This window comes from Streptomyces klenkii (genome assembly GCF_003626645.1).
In the GTDB taxonomy this organism is placed as follows: Bacteria; Actinomycetota; Actinomycetes; order Streptomycetales; family Streptomycetaceae; genus Streptomyces; species Streptomyces klenkii.
The window spans coordinates 328,099-349,833 of record NZ_RBAM01000005.1 but is presented as its reverse complement, the minus strand read 5'-3'; the positions used below and the strand labels follow the sequence as shown (position 1 = coordinate 349,833).

Sequence of the window (21,735 nt, the reverse complement as noted above, 5' to 3'; positions counted from 1 at the left end):
GTCAAGAGGCTTTATGCGGATCTGGCCCCCAATAGCTCGATCTCGGCGAGGACGTGGTCGCCGCCGTCCGCCGTCCGCAGCCGGTAGTGCCGGTACGCGCCGGGCCGTGCCACCGAGAAGACGCGCGTCTGCCGGTCCCAGGAGAAGGCCTCGCCCGTGCGCCGGTCGACCTCCGTCCACTCGCCGGTGCCGTCCCGTGAGCCCTCCAGCACCCAGCCGTCCGGGGCCTTGGCCCGGTCCGCCGAGGTCAGGGTGTACGAGGTCACGCGCCCGCCCGACGGCACCTGGAGCAGGGCCGTGCTGAAGGAGACGTCCGTGACCGACGTGTCGTCAGTGAGGGGCGAGGCGCCCGGCGCGGTCAGGTCCGCGTCCGGGACCGGGGCGGTGAAGTCCTTGCTGATGGACACCGGGCCGTCGTCGCGGCCGCTGCCCCAGGACGACGGCTGCGGGCCCATGTCGAACTCCAGCGTCGCGCCCTTGGCGAGGACCGCGTGCGGCAGCGCCGTCGACCGCCAGGCCTTGCCGTTGACCCGCAGCCCCTGCACGTACACGTTGCGGGCGCTGTTGCGCGGGGCCTTCACGACCACGTCACGGCCCCCCTCCAGATGGAGCGTGGCCTTCCGGAAGAGCGGGGAGCCGATCGCGTACTCGCCGCCGCCCATCACCAGCGGGTAGAAGCCCAGCGCGCTGAACAGGTACCACGCCGACATCTCGCCGTTGTCGTCGTCGCCCGGGTAGCCCTGGCCGATCTCGCTGCCGAGGTAGAGGCGGGACAGCACCTCGCGCACCTTCTCCTGCGTCTTCCACGGCTGCCCGGCGGCGTCGTAGAGGTACGCGATGTGGTGCGAGACCTGGTTGCTGTGGCCGTACATGCCCATCCGCACGTCCCGCGCCTCGGTCATCTCGTGGATGACCCCGCCGTACGAGCCGGCGAACTCGGGCGCTCCCGTCTCCGGCGTGCCGAAGAACTGGTCGAGCTTCCCGGCCAGGCCCTCGCGGCCGCCGTACAGCCCGGCCAGGCCGCGGGTGTCCTGCGGGGCGTGGAAGGCGAAGTTCCAGCCGTTGGTCTCGGTGTTGTCGTTGCCCCAGACGCGCGGGTCGTAGCGGCCGGGCGGCAGGCGCCGCGAGCCGTCGGCGTTGCGGCCCTGGAAGAAGCCGACGGCGGGGTCGAAGAGCTTGACGTAGTTGCGGGCGCGGTTGAGGAAGTACGCCGACTCGTCGCGGTAGCGGGCCTTGTGCGTGCGCTCGTAGAGGGCCTTGCCCATCGTCGCGAGGCCGTAGTCGTTGAGGTAGCCCTCCAGGGCCCAGGACATGCCCTCGCGGGTGGTCGTGCTCGTCCAGCCGAGGAAGGGGGAGGTCTCCATGCCCTTGCGGCCGACGCCGGGCTGGGTCGGCACGACGGTGGCGTTCTTGAGCGCGGCCTCGTACGCGGCCTCCGCGTCGAAGGAGACGCCCTTGGCGTAGGCGTCGGCGAAGGCCACGTCGGAGCTCGTGCCCGTCATCAGGTCGGCGTAGCCGGGGGAGGACCAGCGCGAGATCCAGCCGCCGTCCTTGTACTGCTGCACGAAGCCGTCGACGAGGCGCCCGGCCTGCTGGGGGGTGAGGAGGGAGTAGGCGGGCCAGGTGGTGCGGTAGGTGTCCCAGAAGCCGTTGTTGACGTAGACCTCGCCGTCGGCGATCCGCGCGCCCGTACGGGTGGGCGTGTTCTCCCCCTCGGGGCGGGAGAAGGGGCTGGCGTAGCGCCGGCGCGGGCGGGCGCGGGTGCCGGTGTTCTCGGAGCCGGAGTTCGGATAGAGGTAGAGGCGGTAGAGGCTGGAGTAGAGGGTGGTGAGCTGGTCGCGGCTCGCGCCCTCGACCTCGACGCGGCCGAGGAGGGCGTCCCAGGCGGCGCGGGCGCGGTCGTGGACCCGGCCGAAGGAGGTGCCTTCGGGGATCTCCTGCTCCAGGTTGGCCTTGGCCTGCTCAGTGCCGATGAGGGAGGTCGCGATGCGGAGGGTGACGGTGCGGTCCCGGCCGGGGGCCAGGCGGAGGTAGCCGGTGGTGCCGGATCCGGCGTCGCTGCCCGGCTTGCCGCTCGCCGTGACGGGCGCGTCGAGGACGCCGTAGACGAACATGCGGCCCGCGCCGACGGACAGGCCGCTGCGCACGTCCGAGTAGGCGGTGAAGGAGCGGGTCTCGGGGTCGAGGGTGAGGCCGCCCTGGTTGCGGACGTTGTCGAGGATGAGGGCGGCGTTGTCGGGGGCCCGGGGGGCTCGGTCGGCTCCGCTGTCACCGCTGCTCTCACCTCCGCTCTCACCCGGATAGGTGAAGCGCATGATCGCGGCGTGGTCGGTGGGGGCGATCTCGGTCTTGAGGCCGTTGTCGAAGGTGACGCCGTAGTAGTGGGGGCGGGCCGTCTCGTTGGCGTGGTGGAAGGGGAGGGCGCGGGCGGTGCGGCTCGTGTCCGGGGGGCCGCTCCCGGGAGCGAGGGCCGGCATCACCTGAAAGGTCTGCCGGTCGCCCATCCAGGGGCTCGGCTGGTGGCTCGTGCTGAACGCCTGGACGGTGGGGAGGTTGTCGGCGTTGTTCGCGGCGGCGTACTGGTAGAGCCAGTCCATGGCGCCCGCGTTCGTGACCGGCGTCCAGAAGTTGAAGCCGTGGGGGACGGCGGTCGCGGGGAAGGTGTTGCCCCGCGAGAAGCTCGCGCTGGAGTGGGTGCCGCGCGTCGTCACGGCGTAGTCGGCCAGGTGCGCCAGGGGCTTCTCGGCGGGCGCGGGGGCGAGGGAGACGTCGTCCAGCCAGCCGCGGAACGGCGCCGGCCCGGCGGGGGAGTCGTACGCGACGAGCACCCGGGCCACCGTCTTCCCCGCGGCCACGGCCCCGATGCGCGACTCCTTGTTGTTCCACTGGTTGGCGTAGAGCGTGCGGGAGTCGGCCTGGCCGCGGGGCGAGAGGGGCGCGCCGTGCTGGTCCACCGCCCCGAGGTCACTCAGATAGGTGCCGTCCGTGAAGACGAGGTCCAGAGACACGTGGGTGGCCGGGTAGCGCAGGTCGACCTCGGGCATGGAGGGGAAGACCTTGTACGAGAGGACCGTGCGCGGGGTGACGCGGAGGCTGACCGAAAACAGCTTGTTGTAGGAGTAGGCGCGGCCCGTGGCCTGGTGGACGCCGCCGTAGCGCAGGGCGCGGCGCCCGGAGAAGCCGGCGCGCGCCTTGGCGGTGGGGGAGCCCTTGGGGCCGCCGTCGACGTAGCTGCGCATGTCGGAGGGCGGCGGCGGTCCGGTGTAGAACGGCGCCAGCTGCACCTCGGCGAGCTGCGTGATGTCCTCGCCGCTGTTGCGGGTTAAGTCGAGCCGGTAGTGGGCGTAGGGGGTGGTGTTGGTGAAGGTGAACTCGCGGGTCTGGAAGCGCTTGTCGAAGGTCTCGCCCTTGCGGGTGTCCAGCGGCGTCCAGTCCTTGCCGTCCCGCGAGCCCTGGAGGACCCAGTCGCGCGGGTCGCGGCCGGGGGCGTCGTTGGCGGACGTCAGGGCGTAGCGGACGGCGGCGACCGGCTCGTCGAGGTCGAACTCCAGCCAGGCTCCCGCCTTCTCGAAGGTGAGCCATTTGGTCGTGCTCTCGCCGTCGACGAGGTTCTCCTTGACCTCGCCCGAGCCGGCGTTCTCGCCGCTCGCCCGGACGTCGGTGACGGAGTCGCTGACGTTGCCGGGGATGCCGCGCGTGTCGTTGCCGTCGACGCCGGCGGCGCGCTTGCGGCCGTCGGGGGTGGTGTCGACGGTGTTGCGCCAGTCGGGCTGGGGGTCGCCGCGCTCGAAGGAGGAGGAGAAATGGTCGGTGGGGGTGGTGGGGGCGGCCGCGGTGGGGGAGGCGGTGGCGGTGGCTTGGGGTACCTGAATGGCCGTCATAAGGGTGACGGCCAGAAGGAGTACGAGGGGGCGGGTGGGATTAGGCCATCGGTGTCGCCGGGACCTGGTACGGGTTCGGGGTCCGTGCCAATACCGCCGTCCCTGCCGCATCGCATGTCTCCCATGTCTCGCAACGTGCAGACAACGTTGTCAAGTGAGCCGCGCAGAGATAAGTAGGACTTGAGAGGCGGATGGTGTCAAGGGTCTTGGGGTTGGTGTCGTCGCCACCGGGACGGTCGGCAGGTCTCAAGTAGAGAAAGACTGGGGGCGGAAGCTGCTCCCGATCTTGCCCAGTTGGTGAGAAATGGACTATACCTGTCGGCGACCGGGGAGGCTCTGAGGGCCGCCGCGGCGGATCCGGGGGAGCGCGGCAGGGAGGGGAACGCCGCGGGCGCGTCACCGGCACGTCACCGCTCCCGGCGCACACATCGAGCACGTCAAGCGCATCAAGTACATCAAGTACACCCAGCGAACCGAGCACATCCAGTAGGACCAGCACATCCGTAAACCCAGCACGCCCAGCACACCAAGCACCACACCAAGCTTCAACCGACCAGCGGTGTCGGGCCCTTCGTCGATTCTTGTGCACAAGGGGAGTAACCGGTCCACCGCCCGAGTCCTGGAGAAGGCGAGGCCTTGAGCATGGGATCCACAGGGGAATTCAGGGAGTCCGGGGAGTCCGGGGAGTTCACGGGGGCCGGGCGGTCCGGTCGATCAGGGCAGTTCAGTGGATTCGGCCGGCGCGACCTCATCAAGAGAGCGGCCGCACTCGGCCTGATCGTGGTGCCGTCGATGGGCGTGCTGAGCGCCTGCGCGTCGGGCGGCGGCAGCGACGACAACAAGGTCGACAAGGGGACGAAGAGCGAGAAGAACCCGCTCGCGGTCAATGAGTCCGCGCAGCTCGACGTCGTCATCTTCGACGGCGGTTTCGGCCAGCAGTACGCCAAGGACGCCGAGGCCGAGTACAAGGCGGCGTATCCCAAGGCCGATATCAAGCACGCGGCCACCCAGGAGATCCAGACCCAGCTCCAGCCCCGCTTCAACGGCGGCACACCGCCGGACCTGATCGACAACTCCGGTGCCAAGCAAATGGACATGGGCACTCTGGTGGGGAAGAAGCAGCTGACCGACCTCAATGCGCTGCTGGACGCGCCGTCGATCGACGACCCGTCGAAGAAGGTACGGGACACGCTGCGGCCGGGCGTCGTCGAAATGGGCCGGTTCGAGGGCGAGGAGACCTGGATCCTCTACTACGCGTACACGGTCTACGGCGTCTGGTATTCGAAGACGGCGCTGGAGAAGCTGGACGCGCAGTACCCGGAGACGTGGGACGAGATGCTCGCCGTCTGCGAGAAGGCGAAGAAGAAGGGCATCGCCGGCTGGACGTACCCCGGCAAGTTCCCTTACTACCTGCCGTTCAGCCTCTACCCCTTCATCGCCAAGATCGGTGGCCGGGAGGTCATCGACCGGATTGACAACCTGGAGCCGAACGCCTGGAAGGACCCGGCGGTCAAGGCGGCCTTCGAGGCGTACTACGAGCTCTACAAGAAGGGCTACATCCTCCAGGGCACCCCCGGCCTCACCCACATCGAGTCGCAGACGGCCTGGAACCAGGGCAAGGCGCTGTTCATCCCCAACGGGTCGTGGGTGGAGAACGAGTCGAAGAAGACCACGCCGGCCGACTTCAAGATGGCGGTCGGGGCGCCTTCGAGCCTGGACGCGAAGCGCGACAAGATGCCGTTCGGCACGATCTGGGCCTCGGGCGGCGAGCCGTTCATCGTGCCGAAGAACGCGAAGAACCCGCAGGGCGGCATGGAACTGCTGCGCATCATGCTCGGCAAGAAGTCGTCGCAGAACTTCATCAAGCAGGTCTCGTCGCTGACGTCGCTGAACGGGGGGACGGAGGGGCTCACGCTGCCTCCGGGCCTCAGCTCCTCGCAGGAGGCGCTCGCCAAGGCGGGGGAGAACGTGGTCAATCCGCGGATCCAGGACTGGTACGTCGCCCTCCAGAAGGAGAAGATCGGCGTGGCGGCGCTGGGCGAGATGATGGCCGGCCGCATGACCCCGGACGAGACGATCGCCAAGATCCAGAAATTCGCGGACGGTGTGCGCGCGGATGACTCGATCAAGAAGTACCGGCACAAGTAGGAGCGGGCGAGCGGCGGCGTGCGCTGAACGCAGGAACGCACTAAAAGCCGCATGCACTGAACGCACGCACTGAGGCACGTCACCGGCGGCGGCGCGTACGGGAACGGGATGGGACCGCGTCCGCCGCTCCGCGCCCGCGGGAGATCGGGGTCGAAAGGCAATGCAGCACGGTAAGTACCGTTTCATCGTGGGGTTCCTGGCCGTACCCCTGGCGATCTACGCGGTGTTCGTGATCTCGCCGTTCCTCCAGGCGATCTACTACTCGTTCACGGACTGGACGGGTCTCAGTCCCGACTTCAAGATGGTCGGGGTCGCGAACTACCGGAAGATGTTCGCCGACGACGTGTTCTGGACGTCGGTCGGCCACAATGTCCTGTTGCTGCTGGTGCTGCCACTGGTGACGCTCGGACTGGGACTGTTCTTCGCCTTCATGCTCAACGTGGGCGGGCGGAGGAGGAAGAACGCGGCGGTGGCGGGCGTCCGCGGCTCGGGCTTCTACAAGGTCGTGTACTTCTTCCCGCAGGTGCTGTCGATCGCCATCGTGGCCCTGCTGTTCCAGTTCGCGTACAACCCCAACAGCGGCGCGCTGAACTCCTTCCTGAGCGCCGTGGGCCTGGATTCCGTACAGCCGAACTGGCTCGGTGACCCGGATCTCGCGCTGTGGTGCGTGATGGCGGTGATGGTGTGGAGCAACGTCGGCTTCTACGTCGTCCTGTTCTCGGCGGGCATGAGCTCGATTCCGAAGGACTTCTACGAGGCGGCGCTGCTGGACGGCGCGAACCGCATCCAGACCTTCTTCCGGATCACGCTTCCCCTGCTGTGGGACACGGTCCAGACCGGCTGGGTCTACATGGGCATCATGGCGCTCGACGGATTCGCGGTCGTGCAGATCATGACGGTGGGCCCCGGCGGTCCGGACTACTCGACCGAAGTGCTCGCCTATCTCCTCTACACCAAGGCGTTCCGGGACGGGCAGGCCGGATACGCGACCACGCTCGGGGTCGCCCTGCTCATCGTCACCATGATCTTCGCCGGCATCGTGATGAAGCTGGGCCGGCGCGAACGGCTGGAGTTCTGAGATGGGCGGCGCGGAGAAGAGCGCGGAGAGCGGCGTGGCGGACGATGCGGTGACCAGGGCGGCCCCGGCGGCGCCAGTGCCCCCGGTCGTCGATTCCCCCGAAGGGCGCATGGGCACCGAGGGACGGGTCCTCAACGTCTTCTCGCACGGGGTGCTGATCCTGTGGGCCCTGATGGTCACGCTGCCGCTGTTGTGGGCGGTGATGAGCGCCCTCAAGGACGACAAGTCCATTTTCACGTCGCCCTGGGCGCTGCCCACGAGCCTGCACTTCGACAACTGGTCGAGGGCGTGGTCGCAGGCGCACATGAGCGAGTACTTCTTCAACTCGGTCGTGGTGGTGGCGGGTTCGCTGCTGGGCACGATGCTGCTGGGCTCGATGGCGGCGTACGTCCTGGCGAGGTTCGAATTCCCGGGAAACCGCTTCATCTATTACTTGTTCGTGGGCGGGATGAGCTTCCCGGTGATCCTGGCCCTGGTTCCCCTGTTCTTCGTCATGAAGAACATGCAGCTGCTGGACACGTACCACGGACTGATCCTGGTCTACATCGCGTACTCGCTACCGTTCACGATTTTCTTCCTGAGCGGCTTCTTCCGCACGCTCCCGTCGTCGGTCGCGGAGGCGGCCCTGATCGACGGCGCTTCGCACACCCGTACGTTCTTCCAGGTGATGCTGCCGATGGCCAAGCCGGGCCTGATCAGCGTCGGGATCTTCAACTTCCTGGGGCAGTGGAACCAGTACTTGTTGCCGGCGGTCCTGAACGTGGGTGACGAGGACAAGAAGCTGCTGCCCCAGGGCCTGGTGGCGCTGGCCGTCAGCCAGGGCTACAAGGGCGACTGGTCGGGCCTCTTCGCGGGCCTGGTCATCGCCATGCTCCCGGTCCTGGCGGCGTACATCGTCTTCCAGCGGCAGGTCCAGGCGGGCCTGACGGCGGGGGCCCTGAAGTAGCTCCCCGGCACCCTCCGGAGGGCACCGGGGAGGCTTCTCCTTCAGCTCCTTCGGCTCCTTCAGTCCGCGGCGCCGTCTACGGGCGGCGCCCGTGGTTGTGGTCCCGGTCGTGATCGTGGTCGCGATCGTGGTCATGGTCGTGGTCGCGGCGGTCGTCGTCGCGATGGTGGTTGTCGTCGCGGCGGTGGTCGTCGTCCCGCCAGTGATCATCGTCGCGGCGGTGATCGCCCCGGCCGTGGTCGTCGTCACGCCGGTGGTCGTCATCGCGGCGGTGATCGTTGTCCCAGCGGTGGTCGTCATCGCGCCGGTGGTCGTCGCGGCCGTGATCGTCCCGACCGTGGTCATCCCGGCCGTGATCGTCCCGGCCGTGGTCGTCATCGCGGCGGTCGTCGTCGTGGTGGTGGACCTCGTACGGATGTACCCACCAGCCATTGCGGCAGACGCGGCCCTCGGCGTCACGATCTCCCTCGTCGTAGACGCCACTGCCTCTGCTCTCCCCGTTCGGCCCGGGACGCCCGTTGGTATAGACGTACCGGCAGTCGGCGGGGGTCGAGGGAGCAGCCGCCTGCGCCACCGGGAGGACAGGCAGCGCGGCCCCGGTCGCGCAGAGAACCACCAGCGCTGCACGCACAACATTTCGCATTCGGATCGCCCTTCATCGATGGGCCGCGCCATCCTGCGACCCTGGATGACCCACGATGTCGAAGGAAAGGCGGTCGTCTGTGACGTATCAATACCAAACCACACGAATGCGTATTCTGGTGCGCTATACGCCATATGTGTATGAGTGTTCAGCAGGGGATGAGGGGAGATCGGCAGATGGGTGACCGCCGGAGGAATCGACCGTGGCCGACGTGCTGGCAAATGCCGGAAACAGCTCCGGCCTTCGACAAGGACGAAACGCTACGTCTTATGCAGTGGCTGGCCGAGCAGGGGGTGGTTGCCACTGTCTCGGCCAGTGGCCGTCCGTCTCCCGCCCACACACCACAGTGGACGTTCCGCTTCTTCTCAGGTCCCAGCGTCTCCACGGATTTGCGCCAAAGCGTCCTGGCAGAGGAGGCCACCGTGGCGGAATGCATGCGCGTTGCCCTGCCCCGGCTGAGGGACGCGGGGCTGCCCATGGACGAGAGCCCATGGGCGCCGGATCTTGAGCCGGAGAACAGCATGGAGGGGATGGGAATGCTGGTCCTGGACTGGCTGGTGGAGCAGGGCGTGACCGTCTTCCTCAAGGCGGACGGCGAGCGGCCGATTCCCGGCTGGACCTTCATAGCCAAGGGCGGACCGCTGACCGAGTTTCTCCGTACTGACGGCGCCCACGCAGAGAACTGCTTCACCCCGATGCTGGACAACCTCCGTCACCAGGACCTCCCCGTCCCGGTCTGAATGAGGCCCCAGTAGCACTGAGCCCCCGACCGCGTCGAGCCGGACGGCCTCGGACGGCCGGTCGGGGGCGCTCAGACCCTATGGTCAGGTCGCGGCGGGCCGCTGCTTTCGCCGGCTACTGGACAGGAGTTTCACACCGGGCTTCTCCACGTATTCGTGCAGGAGCACCGCGCCGATGAACGAGATCGACAGGACCAGACCCAGGTGCAGGGCCAAGGGAACGGTGAAGTGGTGCGTCGTGAGGAAGTGGTCGACGCTGAAGATGACGATCTCGTGCACCAGGTAGAAGGCGAAGGAAACTTCGCCCAGGTAGACGTTGATCCGGTTCCTGAACGGCGAGGGCTCCCCGCGGACGTCCGCGCGCGCGGCCGCGGCAATGGTGAGGGTGTACGGGATGACCGTGTCGGCGGCCCAGTGGTAGTCGAAGGGCAGGAGGTGGGACGGCCCGAGGACGGCGAACACGGAAAGGGCAAGACTGGCGGTCAGGCCCGGACCGCGCCACGAGCCGCTCTTGACCAGCAGTGCGACGGCGATGCCGATCACGAACTCGAGCAGGCGCACGGGCGGGAAGATGTAGAGCATGAACTTGGGGTCCCAGCCGCTCGCCTTCGCGATGTGGCTCGCGGCCAGCGGCGCCAGGACCACGCACAGGTTGCCGAGAACCGCCGTCGCCCACAGGCCGCGGGTGGAGAACCGCCTGATGACCTTCACTACGAAGGGGAACGTCAGGTAGAAGAGGAATTCACAGCTGAGCGACCACGAGACGCCGTTGAACCCGAACCACCAGTCCTTGCGGTTGGGTATCCAGGACTGGGTCAGGCTCAGATTCACCAGCCCGATGCGGGGGTCGAGGGCCTTGCCCATCCAGACCATCGTCAGGACGGCGACGGCGAAGGTCGCCAGGTGGCTGGGGTAGATGCGGGCGAAGCGGCGCCGCCAGAACCCGGTCACGGTGTCGCGCGGACGGGCCGACCAGGCGAGTACGAATCCGGAGAGTATGAAGAAGAACGACACCGCCGAGGGACCGGCGTAGACGACCTCTTTCAACCGGAAGACGTGCAGAGAGGTTCCGGTCGACGTCTCCTCGTAGGCGAAGTGAAAACAGGCGACGAGAAGCGCCGCGTACCACCGGAGGCCTGTGAGCGAGTCCAGCCGCACCCGTGCGACGGGGGATTTGCTGGACACCTCGGTGGTGGTGGGGGTTATCAGACTCACTGTCGGCTATCCCAGGTGAAGAGCAGGCGAGTTCCGCGACGTGGGTCACATCGAGGAGCCGTGCGAGGGCGTGGCGCGGGCCCTGGGTGAAGCGCCCCCGGGGTCCACGGAAAGGCCTGTGTCCCGCCCGGTGGTCGCGGGCAGGGGACACAGGCCGTACTGCGGGTGGCCGGGGCCGCGGGAATGCGGTCACCGGCTACAGAACGAATGAGCACGAAGCGCCCATCTTATATGCAAGGTGGTCACTACACGAGGTGCTTCGGTCACAGACTTGCCGAGTCGGAGCATCACGACTCGTCCGCGAACTCCGTAACCCACGGTTCCGGTACACCGAAGGCGCGGGGAGGGCAGTTCCCCACCCGTCGCCGGGGCGTGCGCTAGATCCGGACCTTGCTGCCGGGTTCGCCTACTCCGGTGGCGAAGGTGCCGCGCTCGGCCCAACTGCCCTGGCTGTCGCCCATGGTGTTGATCCAGGCTTGAACGACTCCGTTGTCCTGGAGGACGAGGTAGTCGGCTTTACCGTCGGCGTTGATGTCGGCGAAGCGGATCTTGTGTCCGGGTTCGCCGACGCCGGGGATGAAGGAATCGAGTTCGCTCCAGCGGCCGCGCCCGTCGGGACCCTTGTTGATCCAGGCCCGCGCGGAGCCGTCGTCCTGGACGGCGAGGTAGTCGGCTCTTCCGTCGCCGTTGATGTCGGCGAAACGGATGCTGTCCTCGTGTTCGCCGACGCCGCCGATGATGGTGCCGAGCCCGATCCAGCTTCCCTGGCCGGTGCCCCCGTTGTTGAGCCAGGCCTGCACTGCCCCGTATTTGTGGACCACGAGGTAGTCGGCTTTGCCGTCGCCGTTGATGTCGGCGAAGCGGACTTTGCTGCCGGGTTCGCCGACTCCGGTGGCGAACGTGCCGCGCTCGCTCCAGCCGCCGTGGCCGGTGCCGCCGTTGTTGATCCAGGCCTTCACGGTGCCGTCGTCGTTGAGGACCAGGTAGTCGGCTTTGCCGTCGCCGTTGATGTCGGCGAAGCGGACTTTGCTGCCGGGTTCGCCGACTCCGGTGGCGAACGTGCCGCGTCCGCTCCAGCTGCCGTGATCGGTGCCGCCGTTGTTGATCCAGGCCTTCACAGAGCCGTTGTCCTGGACGGTGAGGTAGTCGGCCTTGCCGTCGCCGTCGATGTCGACTCGGTAGTCACCGGGCGGGGCCGCCCGGCGCGCCGGGGCCGGCTTGACGTCCACTCGCTGCTGTATCCAGCCGCTTTCCGCGGCCCGGGCCACTCCGGCGGCGAAGGCCTCCGCCATCTTGACGTAGCCACTGTCCTTGGGGTGGAGGTCGTCGGCAAGGTCGTCCGTGGTGACCGCGCTCATGTCGACGTATCCCAAGCGCAAGCCCTTGGCCCGCCGTTCCGCCACCAGCTGGGGCACCACGGCATTGAACTGCTCGATGCGCCTCTGGGTCTCGGTCGTCGTGGAGGGGACCAGGGAAGAGACCAGCACGGTCATGCCGGGAGCGGCTGACGTGATCTTGTCGATGAGATCACCGAGGCGGCGAGGTGCCGTGTCCACGTGGTAGTTGTCGTTGAGGTCGTTCGTGCCGATGTGCAGGAGTACGACGTTCGGGTTCGCTGCCGGCAGCCACTGCTCGATGTTTGTGGAGAGACCGCCGATCTTCCAGCCCCAGTGGCCTTCGTGATCGAGGTCGGGCAGCTTGCCGTGCCGCTCGGAACCCACGAAGTCCAGCTGGTCCGTGTGCGGGGCCAGCCGGCTCCACAGTTCGCCGCGGTAGCCGGACTCGGTCGAACTGCCGGCGCCGTGCGTGATCGAGTCGCCCAGGGGCATCACGGTCAGGCGCGGCACCTTCCAGTCCTTCGCGGCGGCAGTGGCCGCGACTGTACGACCGTCGGGTGCGGCGTACGGAGGCTGCGGGTCGGCGACGACGGCATCAGCCGCTATCAGGCTTCCTGCGAGCGCCGCGGCCAGCGTGAGTGCGACCAGCCGCGGCGACGACGGTCTGAGGCGATTTCTGCTCTTCAAATCAATGACTCTCTGTCATATCCGTTTCTGGGGAGCCAGGAATGCTTCCTCGCGATGCAAGGGATGGCTTCTCGTGGCAACCAAGGCCGGACGGCGCTCTATTGCCGCGGCCCGAGAAAGGCGTGTGTTCACGGTCGGCCGGGAGAGCCTGGCCCGGTATCCGTCACGGTCGCGCGCGGTACGAGCTCGAGAGCCTGCGTGGTACTGCCGTCGTTGCGGCCGGAGGGCCCGGCCCTCTGGGCCCCGACTCTCGCGCCCTTGTTCATTCCGAGACGGACTTTGTGGCCCCGCCGTCTATGTTCACCTAGGGGCGGAGGCTGCAGTCACCCGACGATACGCGGACGGCCTCGGGGGTTTCCAGGGGTCAGGTGCCCTGTCGGCCGGGGCAATTCCCCGGCGACGACTCCTGTGAGCAGGAGTTTGCGCGCACGTGACATCACCTAGGAATCCTTCCAAGGGTTTTTCTCCGCCGCAGTAGCTGCGAGTAGTGCCGCGGTGACAGGCGATACGGGTGAACATACCATACAGTCTGAATCGGGGCGCAGGCATGTCAGGGGGAGTTCGTGCGGCGCACGTGATGAAGTGTCATGTACACGGCTGTGCTTGCCTTCTGATTGGATTGCGGCAATCCGTGCCGTCCGACCGGCCTCCAGCCGCTCTCCCGTAAGTTGCCGGCCGTCGGGCCTCGGGCGCGCGGCGGTTTCCGAGGGTAAGGGGCGGCGTCGTCGGACCGTACGTCGCAGATTGAGGTTGCGGGCCATCGGTTGCCCGGCTCCGGGGCTCAGTTGGCGGTGACGCGCGGTCGGTCATTGCAGGTCTGGATCTCCTTCTCTTATGCGTTTCGGCGGGTGCCGGACGCCCGATCTAATGGGTGGAGCAAAGCGTCTTCGCCTTCCTTGCGGACGGCCAGTTCGAGGCGCGCGCGAAGGACAAGAAGGCTCAGAAGTAGAAGTCGACTGAACTCACTTGAAGCCCCGCCAGGAACTGACGGGGCTTCAAGCCTTCATGAATGCGGCCTGAGCGGATCCCTTCGAGGGGCGGACCTGCACAGACGGGTGTCGGCGGGCACGACGTGGCCGTTCACTGATCGCACATGCCACCCCTGTAGGTCATGTTCACGCTGAGCCCGGCCATCGGATCAACAAGGCCATCGGATCCACAAGAGTGATCTTGCTCTTTGCCGCCGCAGGCTGCATACACATGGTCCCTGCCTGCCGCCGAGGCGCCCCTTCTCCGTGTGACGCCTTCCATACCATGGAGGCCTCGATGTGGTTCTAGGCCTTGACGGGGGCTCCGCCGGACGGCTCAGCTTAGAGTTCATATGTTGTATGGATGCCGGGCTCCAGAGCTGTGGTCCGGTACGGGGACGGCCGGCGTGCCGTGGCCCGGCTAGGCGGGAGTGGATGGGCGTGGAGACTCCGGGGTCGCAGTCGTCGCTGCACCGGGCCAATCTTGAGCGGGTCGTGCGGGCTGTGCGGACGGCCGGGTCGCTCACACAGGCCGAGATCGCCCGGACCACCGGTTTGTCGGCCGCGACCGTTTCCAACATCGTGCGGGAGCTGAAGGAGGGCGGGACCGTCGAGGTCACGCCCACCTCTTCCGGGGGGCGGCGGGCGCGGAGTGTGTCGCTGTCCGGGGACGCCGGGGTTGTGGTGGGGGTGGACTTCGGGCACACGCATCTGCGGGTCGCCATCGGGAACCTCGCCCAGCGCGTCCTCGCCGAGGACGCTGAGCCGCTCGACGTGGACGCCTCCGCCGCGCAGGGGCTCGACCGGGCCGAGCAGCTGGTCAGGCGGCTGATCGGCGATGCCGGGATCGATCCCGGGAAGATCATCGGAGTGGGGCTCGGCGTGCCCGGGCCCATCGACGTCGAGACCGGAACGCTCGGGTCCACCGCCATCCTCCCCGGGTGGGCCGGGACTAATCCGCGGGATGAGCTGGCCGCCCGGCTGAGCGTGCCCGTGCACGTCGATAACGATGCGAACCTCGGCGCGCTCGGTGAGCTCGTGTGGGGCGCCGGGCGCGGGGCCTCCGATCTTGCGTACATCAAGGTCGCCAGTGGCGTCGGGGCCGGGCTTGTCATCAACGGGAAGATCTACCGGGGGCCCGGGGGCACTGCCGGCGAAATCGGGCATATTACGCTCGACGAGTCCGGGCCCGTTTGCCGGTGCGGCAACCGTGGGTGTCTTGAAACCTTTACCGCTGCCCGGTATGTCCTTCCTCTGCTCCATTCGGCCCATGGGCCCGATCTCACCGTCGCCCGTATGGTCCAGCTCGCGCGTGAAGGCGACCCCGGCTGCCGGCGGGTCATTTCGGATGTCGGGCGGCATATCGGTAGCGGCGTGGCCAATCTGTGCAACCTGCTCAATCCCCGACGCGTCGTGCTCGGCGGTGATCTCGCGCCGTCCGGTGAGCTCATCCTCGGGCCCATCCGCGAGTCCGTCTCCCGGTACGCCATCCCCAGCGCCGCCCGGCAGTTGGAGGTCGTCCCCGGTGCGCTCGGCGGGCGGGCGGAGGTGCTGGGGGCGCTCGCGCTCGTGCTGAGCGAGATGGGTGATTCCACGCTGCTCGACGGGCATGCTTCGGTCGGGGCTCCGTTGCCCGCCTGATCCCCGTGCTACGCCCATGGGGGGCGAGCTCGCTCCTTGAGTTCAGGTAGATAACGAATGGCACCGTTGCCATCTCGTTAAGGATTTACTTCTTGACGGCCCCTTGGCGGCCGAGTTGACTTCCAGCCACCTCGGCCGCAATGACGCGGCCTCGTCAGGGAGGTTTCTGCAAGTGAACACGCATATGCGTCGTGCAGCCGTGGCCGTGGCGGCCGTTTCGATGGCCGCCGGGCTCGCCGCCTGCGGCAGCGCCAAGGAAGCCGGCGGCGGAGAGTCCAAGAAGGAGAAGAAGGGCCCCCTCACCATCGGGCTCCTCCTCCCGGAGAACCAGACCGCGCGTTACGAGCGCTTCGACAAGCCGCTGATCGAGAAGAAGATCAAGGAATTGGCGGGGGCGGACACCGTCGTCCTTTACGAGAACGCCAAGCAGGACGCCTCCGTCCAGCAGCAGCAGGTCGACACGATGATCACCAAGAAGGTCGACGCGCTGATCGTCGACTCGGTGGACGCGAAGTCGATAGCTTCTTCGGTGAAGAAGGCGAACGACAAGGGAATTCCCGTCGTCGCGTACGACCGGCTGGCCGAGGGCCCGGTCAAGGCGTACACCTCCGTCGACAACGAGCGCGTCGGCAAGATCCAGGGCGAGTCGCTGCTCAAGGAGCTCGGCGACAACGCCTCCAAGGGCCAGATCGTCATGATGAACGGCTCCGTCACCGACCCGAACGCCAAGATGTACAAGGACGGCGCCCACTCCGTCCTCGACGGCAAGGTCAAGATCGGGAAGGAGTACGACACCAAGGAGTGGAAGCCGGAGAACGCCAACGAGAACATGAAGGGCGCGATCTCCTCGCTGGGCAAGGACAACATCGTCGGCGTCTACTCCGCCAACGACGGCATGGCCGGCGGCATCATCACCGCCCTCAAGAGCGCCGGCTTCGACAAGCTCCCGCCCGTCACCGGCCAGGACGCCGAGCTCTCCGCCGTCCAGCGGATCCTCTCCGACGAGCAGTTCATGAGCGTGTACAAGCCTTACAAGCCCGAGGCCGACGCTGCTGCCGAGATGGCCGTTGCGCTTGCCAAGGGGAAGGCTCTCGACGGCATCGCCAAGAGCACCGTCGACAGCGGTACCGAGAAGAAGATCCCTTCCATCATCGTCACCCCCTTCGCGCTCACCAAGGGCGACATCGCGAAGTACGTGGGCCAGGAAGGCTTCTTCAACCGCAACGAGATCTGCACGGACAAGTACAAGTCCCAGTGCGACTCCGCCGGGATCAAGTAGGGATTCCGCAGATGCCCGAAACCCAGTCCGCCACCACGTCCCCCGCCGCGTCAGCCACCCCCGTCCTCGCCCTGCGCGGCATCTCCAAGCGCTTCGGTGCCGTCCAGGCGCTCACCGACGTCGACCTGGAGGTCCGCGCCGGTGAGGTGGTCGCCCTCGTCGGTGACAACGGCGCCGGCAAGTCCACCCTGGTCAAGACCATCGCCGGTGTCGGCCCCGCCGACGACGGCGTCGTCGAGTGGGAGGGGAAGCCGGTCACCGTCGACCGGCCGCACGCCGCCCAGGAGCTCGGCATCGCGACCGTCTACCAGGACCTCGCCCTCTGCGACAACCTCGACGTCGTCGGCAACCTCTTCCTCGGCCGCGAGATCGTCCGCGCCGGGGTGCTCGACGAGGTCGAGATGGAGCGCCGCGCCCGTGAGCTGCTCTCCACCCTGTCCATCCGGATCCCCAGCGTCCGGATCCCCATCGCCTCGCTCTCCGGCGGGCAGCGGCAGACCGTCGCCATCGCCCGCTCGCTGCTCGGCGAGCCCAAGATCGTCATTCTGGACGAGCCGACCGCGGCGCTCGGCGTCGAGCAGACCGCGCAGGTCCTGGACCTGGTCGAGCGGCTGCGCGAGCGCGGCCTCGGGGTCATCCTCATCAGCCACAACATGGCCGACGTGAAGGCCGTCGCCGACCGCGTCGCCGTGCTGCGCCTCGGCCGGAACAACGGCACGTTCGACGTCCGGTCGACCTCCCAGGAAGAGATCATCTCCGCCATCACCGGCGCCACCGACAACGCTGTCACCCGGCGCCGGGACCGCTCCGCGGGGGTTTCCGGGGTTCCCGGGGCTGTGGAGGCCACCGGTGCCGCCGAGGCGGCTCCGGCCGCCCCGGCCGCCCAGGTCACCGGGCCTGCCGACGCCGTCAAGGCCGCCCAGGCCGCCCAGGACGGCAAGGAAGCCGGCAAGGAATCCGCCCCGGCCGGCGAGCCTGTCGACGCCGTCGACGCCGTTGAAGCAGCCGAGGCGGACGAGAGCGCCGAGGCCACCCCGGCCGGCAAGGCCGGCAAGCCCGAGGTCGGCAAGCCCGAGGTCGGCAAGCCCGAGGTCGGCAAGCCCGAGGTCGGCAAGCCCGAGGTCGGCAAGCCCGAGGTCGGCAAGCCCGAGAAGGAGGCCGGCGCATGAGCACCGATCTGCCCACGTCGTCCACCGAGCCTGCCGCCAACGCCGCCGGCCCCACCAACGGCCAGGCCCCCGCCCACGACGCCCTCCCCGCCGTCGACCCCCGCCTCCTCGTCCGCGAAGAAGGCTTCGCCGGCTACTGGGGCGAATTCCGCCGCAAGATGCGCAGCGGCGAGCTCGGCTCCCTCCCCGTCGTCGTCGGCCTGATCGTCATCGCCCTGGTCTTCCAGCTGCGGGACCCGGCCTTCCTCGGCGCGGAGAACCTCAACAACCTCTTCGTCACCGCCGCCGGCACCGGCCTCATCGCGGTCGGCATCGTCTTCGTGCTGATCCTCGGCGAGATCGACCTGTCCGTCGGCTCGGTCAGCGGGCTCGCGGCCGCCGTCTTCGCCGTACTCAACGTGAGCCACGGCATGCCGGAGTGGCTCGCGCTCGTCCTGGCGATCCTCTCCGGTACCGTCATCGGCGCCCTGCACGGCTTCTTCTTCGCCCGGATCGGCGTCCCCGCGTTCGTTGTCACCCTCGCCGGCCTGCTGGGCTGGAACGGCCTGATGCTCCAGGTGCTCGGCTCCAACGGAACGATCAACCTGGACGACTCCGGGCTGGTCGCGGGCCTCACCAACCACTACTTCACCGACATCGCCGCCGCGTACGGGCTGGCGACGGTCGCCGTGGCCGCGTTCTTCCTGGTGTCCTTCCGCGACAGCAGGCGCCGCGAGGCCGCGGGCGTGCCCAGCCGGCCGCTCAGCGAGATCGTGCTGCGCACGGTGGCGCTGGCCGTGCCCGCGTACGTGGTGGCGTGGCTGTTCAACCAGTACAAGGGCCTGCCCCTGGCCGTCGTGATCTTCCTCGGGGTCGTCGTGGCGCTGGACCTGGTGCTGCGCCGCACCTCGTACGGGCGGAAGGTCTTCGCCCTCGGCGGCAGCGTCGAGGCGGCGCGCCGCGCCGGCATCAACGTCGCCGCGGTCCGGATCTCCGTCTTCGCCCTCTCCGGGACGATGGCGGCCGTCGGCGGCATGTTCCTCGCGTCGCAGATCAACGCCGCGAACCAGTCCTCCGGGGCCGGCAGCCTCCTGATGAACGCGATCGCCGCGGCCGTCATCGGCGGCACGAGCCTCTTCGGCGGGCGCGGCAAGACCTGGTCCGCCCTGCTGGGCGTGCTGGTGATCCAGTCGATCGCGTCGGGCATGGCGCTGCTGGGCATCGCCTCGGCGGTCCAGTACATGATCACTGGCGCGGTGCTGCTGGCTGCGGTCGTCATTGACTCCGTCTCGCGGCGGACGCAGAAGACGGCGGGCCGCGCGTAGCCCCTGCGGGGTGCGCTCTGCCCGTGGGGCGCCGCCGTTCGCCGCCCGTCTGGGCGGCGGGCGGCGGCGCCTTTGTGTGCGGGGTGCGCCTTCCCCTTGCGGTGCGGGTCTCCTGCCCGTACGGGCCTTCCCCCCGCCGTACGGGTCTCCCGGTCCGTCGTGGCTGGTCGCGCAGTTCCCCGCGCCCCTTTGGGGCGCGGTCGTGCGTGCCCGCGTCTCCTGCGAGGCGTGGTCGTGCCGCCGCCCGCCCACGTGGCCGTACGTACGAAGAGGACCGGCCCGGCTTACGTGCGCGGTCGCGTCGCCCACCGTCATACAGCCGTACGTACGAATCCGGCCGGATAGGGCCCGTCCCCGCCCCGCCGGCCCGTCCGTCCCGTGCCCTATAGGGCGTTTTGCCGTGTCGCCGGTCGCTCGTACGTCCGGTCGGGTGACTCAGGTCGCATCACCCGTTCATCGCCACGCCGGGCGGAACATTAGACTCGACGGATCTAGAGGTTCCTCAAGACTTCTACACGCTCTACAAGCCGACAGCTCGACGAAGAGGAGGCACGGGTGGCCCTGCTGACCCGCATCAGGGAACCGCGCGACCTGGACCGGCTCAGCCCGGAGCAGCTCGACCGGCTCGCCGCCGAGATCCGCACCTTCCTCGTCGACGCCGTCTCCAAGACCGGCGGTCACCTCGGGCCCAACCTCGGTGTGGTCGAGCTGACCATCGCCATGCACCGGGTCTTCGACTCGCCCAAGGACAAGATCCTCTTTGACACCGGGCACCAGGCGTACGTCCACAAGCTGCTCACCGGCCGCCAGGACTTCTCGAAGCTGCGCGCCCGGGACGGCCTGTCCGGCTACCCCTCGCGCGCCGAGTCCGCGCACGACGTGATCGAGAACAGCCACGCCTCCACCGTGCTCGGCTGGGCCGACGGCCTCGCCAAGGCCAACCAGGTGCGGGGCCGCAAGGACCACGTCGTCGCCGTCATCGGTGACGGCGCGCTCACCGGCGGCATGGCCTGGGAGGCGCTGAACAACATCGCCGTCGCCAAGGACCGCCCGCTGGTCATCGTCGTCAACGACAACGAGCGCTCCTACGAGCCCACCATCGGCGGCCTCGCCAACCACCTCGCGACCCTGCGCACCACGGACGGCTACGAGCGCTTCCTGGCCCGTGGCAAGGACATCCTGGAGCGCACCCCGGTCGTCGGGAAGCCGCTGTACGAGACGCTGCACGGCGCGAAGAAGGGTCTGAAGGACTTCATCGCCCCGCAGGGCATGTTCGAGGACCTGGGCCTGAAGTACGTCGGCCCGATCGACGGCCACGACATCGAGGCCCTGGAGTCCGCCCTCCAGCGCGCCAAGCGCTTCGGCGGCCCCGTCCTCGTGCACTGCCTGACCCAGAAGGGCCGCGGCTACAAGCACGCCGAGCAGAACGAGGCGGACCGCTTCCACGGCATCGGCGCCATCCACCCCGACACGGGCCTCCCGGTCGCCTCCTCCGGCGCCAGCTGGACGTCCGTCTTCGCCGACGAGATGGTCGAGCTCGGCAAGGAGCGCGAGGACATCGTCGCCATCACGGCGGCCATGATGCAGCCGGTCGGCCTCGGCAAGTTCGCCAAGGCCTTCCCCGACCGCGTCTACGACGTCGGCATCGCCGAGCAGCACGCGGCCACCTCCGCGGCCGGCCTGGCCACCGGCGGTCTGCACCCGGTCTTCGCCGTCTACGCCACGTTCCTCAACCGCGCCTTCGATCAGGTGCTCATGGACGTCGCCCTGCACAAGTGCGGCGTGACGTTCGTCCTGGACCGCGCCGGCGTCACCGGTGACGACGGCGCCTCGCACAACGGCATGTGGGACATGTCGATCCTCCAGGTCGTGCCCGACCTGCGGATCGCCGCCCCGCGCGACGCCGACCAGGTCCGCGCCCAGCTCCGCGAGGCCGTCGAGGTCAAGGACGCCCCCACCGTCGTGCGCTACTCCAAGGGCACCGTCGGCCCGGCCGTCGAGGCCGTCGGCCGCGTCGGCGGCATGGACGTGCTGCGCAAGCCCGCCGACGGCGTGGAGCGCCCCGACGTCCTCATCGTCTCCGTCGGCGCGCTCGCCCCGATGTGCCTGGAGATCGCCGGCCTCCTCGACAAGCAGGGCATCTCCGCGACGGTCGTCGACCCGCGCTGGGTCAAGCCGGTCGACCCCGCCCTGCCCGGCCTCGCCGCCGAGCACCGCGTCGTCGTCACCGTCGAGGACAACAGCCGCGTCGGCGGTGTCGGTTCGGCCGTCGCCCAGGCGCTGCGCGACGCCGGCGTCGACCTGCCGCTGCGCGACTTCGGCATCCCGCCGCGCTTCCTCGACCACGCCTCCCGCAAGGAGGTCATGGCCGAGATCGGGCTGACCGCGCCGGACATCGCCCGGCAGGTCACGGGGCTCGTTGCGAAGCTGGACGGGCGTTTCGAGGACGCGCCTGAGGTGCCTGAGGCGTCTGAGGTGCCCGAGGCCGCCGGCGAGGCTGCCGCCGCGGAGCCCGCGCGCGACTAGGAGTCCGAGGCCTCCGGCCGGTCCTGTCCCCGCGCCCCGCGCCCCTTACAGACGGGCCGGTCGTACCACCTATCCGGGTGGTACGACCGGCCCGTCTGCATATGGACCGGTGCGTCCCATCGGGTGAATCCTGAGGGTGGTGGCCGGTCAGGCCCCTGTCCGGCCCGGATCAT

The 21,735-nt window shown here is 68.5% G+C and carries 12 protein-coding genes and 1 pseudogene; 10 read left to right on the top strand and 3 right to left on the bottom strand.

The annotated features are described in order from the left end of the window. Nucleotides 1-11: 11 nt before the first annotated feature. Complete coding sequence (locus D7231_RS14655; RefSeq protein ID WP_120755852.1) at nucleotides 12-3,881, bottom strand: GH92 family glycosyl hydrolase; 3,870 nt, start codon at nucleotides 3,879-3,881, stop codon at nucleotides 12-14. A 642-nt stretch (nucleotides 3,882-4,523) separates the two neighbouring features. Here D7231_RS14655 and ngcE point away from each other — a divergent pair. From ngcE to D7231_RS14625, 5 genes are all read left to right on the top strand, one after another. Then, complete coding sequence (ngcE, locus tag D7231_RS14645; protein WP_120755850.1) at nucleotides 4,524-6,029, top strand: N-acetylglucosamine/diacetylchitobiose ABC transporter substrate-binding protein; 1,506 nt, start codon at nucleotides 4,524-4,526, stop codon at nucleotides 6,027-6,029. Between the two features lie 160 nt (nucleotides 6,030-6,189). After that, nucleotides 6,190-7,107 (top strand): carbohydrate ABC transporter permease, encoded by a 918-nt coding sequence (locus tag D7231_RS14640; protein WP_120755849.1) that lies wholly within the window; start codon nucleotides 6,190-6,192, stop codon nucleotides 7,105-7,107. A 1-nt stretch (nucleotide 7,108) separates the two neighbouring features. After that, nucleotides 7,109-8,053, top strand: coding sequence for a carbohydrate ABC transporter permease (locus D7231_RS14635; protein ID WP_120755848.1), 945 nt, complete (start codon nucleotides 7,109-7,111; stop codon nucleotides 8,051-8,053). Nucleotides 8,054-8,162: 109 nt separating this feature from the next. Next, entirely contained in the window at nucleotides 8,163-8,840 is a 678-nt protein-coding gene (locus tag D7231_RS14630; protein ID WP_147449729.1) for a hypothetical protein, read from the top strand. Nucleotides 8,841-9,118: 278 nt separating this feature from the next. Next, entirely contained in the window at nucleotides 9,119-9,436 is a 318-nt protein-coding gene (locus D7231_RS14625) for a hypothetical protein (protein WP_147449728.1), read from the top strand. Between the two features lie 84 nt (nucleotides 9,437-9,520). Here D7231_RS14625 and D7231_RS14620 read toward each other — a convergent pair whose 3' ends face one another. Then, nucleotides 9,521-10,651, bottom strand: a complete 1,131-nt coding sequence (locus D7231_RS14620; RefSeq protein WP_120755845.1) for an acyltransferase family protein — start codon at nucleotides 10,649-10,651, stop codon at nucleotides 9,521-9,523. Nucleotides 10,652-11,028: 377 nt separating this feature from the next. Continuing rightward, entirely contained in the window at nucleotides 11,029-12,675 is a 1,647-nt protein-coding gene (locus tag D7231_RS14615) for an FG-GAP-like repeat-containing protein (RefSeq protein ID WP_147449727.1), read from the bottom strand. Between the two features lie 1,409 nt (nucleotides 12,676-14,084). Between D7231_RS14615 and D7231_RS14610 the strand changes: the two genes are divergently transcribed. From D7231_RS14610 to dxs, 5 genes and pseudogenes are all read left to right on the top strand, one after another. Next, on the top strand, nucleotides 14,085-15,284 hold the full coding sequence (locus D7231_RS14610) for an ROK family transcriptional regulator (RefSeq protein WP_324196829.1): 1,200 nt from the start codon (nucleotides 14,085-14,087) through the stop codon (nucleotides 15,282-15,284). 172 nt (nucleotides 15,285-15,456) lie between these two features. After that, on the top strand, nucleotides 15,457-16,563 hold the full coding sequence (locus D7231_RS14605; protein WP_194960286.1) for a substrate-binding domain-containing protein: 1,107 nt from the start codon (nucleotides 15,457-15,459) through the stop codon (nucleotides 16,561-16,563). Nucleotides 16,564-16,574: 11 nt separating this feature from the next. After that, nucleotides 16,575-17,375 (top strand): annotated as a pseudogene (locus D7231_RS14600) (ATP-binding cassette domain-containing protein); the annotation flags it as partial. 353 nt (nucleotides 17,376-17,728) lie between these two features. Further along, nucleotides 17,729-19,036 (top strand): sugar ABC transporter permease, encoded by a 1,308-nt coding sequence (locus tag D7231_RS14595; RefSeq protein ID WP_120755841.1) that lies wholly within the window; start codon nucleotides 17,729-17,731, stop codon nucleotides 19,034-19,036. 555 nt (nucleotides 19,037-19,591) lie between these two features. Continuing rightward, the gene (dxs, locus tag D7231_RS14590; protein ID WP_120755840.1) at nucleotides 19,592-21,562 is read left to right on the top strand and encodes a 1-deoxy-D-xylulose-5-phosphate synthase; all 1,971 of its coding nucleotides are present in this window, start codon (nucleotides 19,592-19,594) and stop codon (nucleotides 21,560-21,562) included. Nucleotides 21,563-21,735 lie beyond the last annotated feature (173 nt).

Excerpts from the sequence above, each read along its gene's own strand:
- D7231_RS14655 (WP_120755852.1), bottom strand. The coding sequence starts at position 3,881 with ATGACGGCCATTCAGGTACCCCAAGCCACCGCCACCGCCTCCCCCACC.
- ngcE (WP_120755850.1), top strand. The coding sequence starts at position 4,524 with ATGGGATCCACAGGGGAATTCAGGGAGTCCGGGGAGTCCGGGGAGTTC.
- D7231_RS14640 (WP_120755849.1), top strand. The coding sequence starts at position 6,190 with ATGCAGCACGGTAAGTACCGTTTCATCGTGGGGTTCCTGGCCGTACCC.
- D7231_RS14635 (WP_120755848.1), top strand. The coding sequence starts at position 7,109 with ATGGGCGGCGCGGAGAAGAGCGCGGAGAGCGGCGTGGCGGACGATGCG.
- D7231_RS14595 (WP_120755841.1), top strand. The coding sequence starts at position 17,729 with ATGAGCACCGATCTGCCCACGTCGTCCACCGAGCCTGCCGCCAACGCC.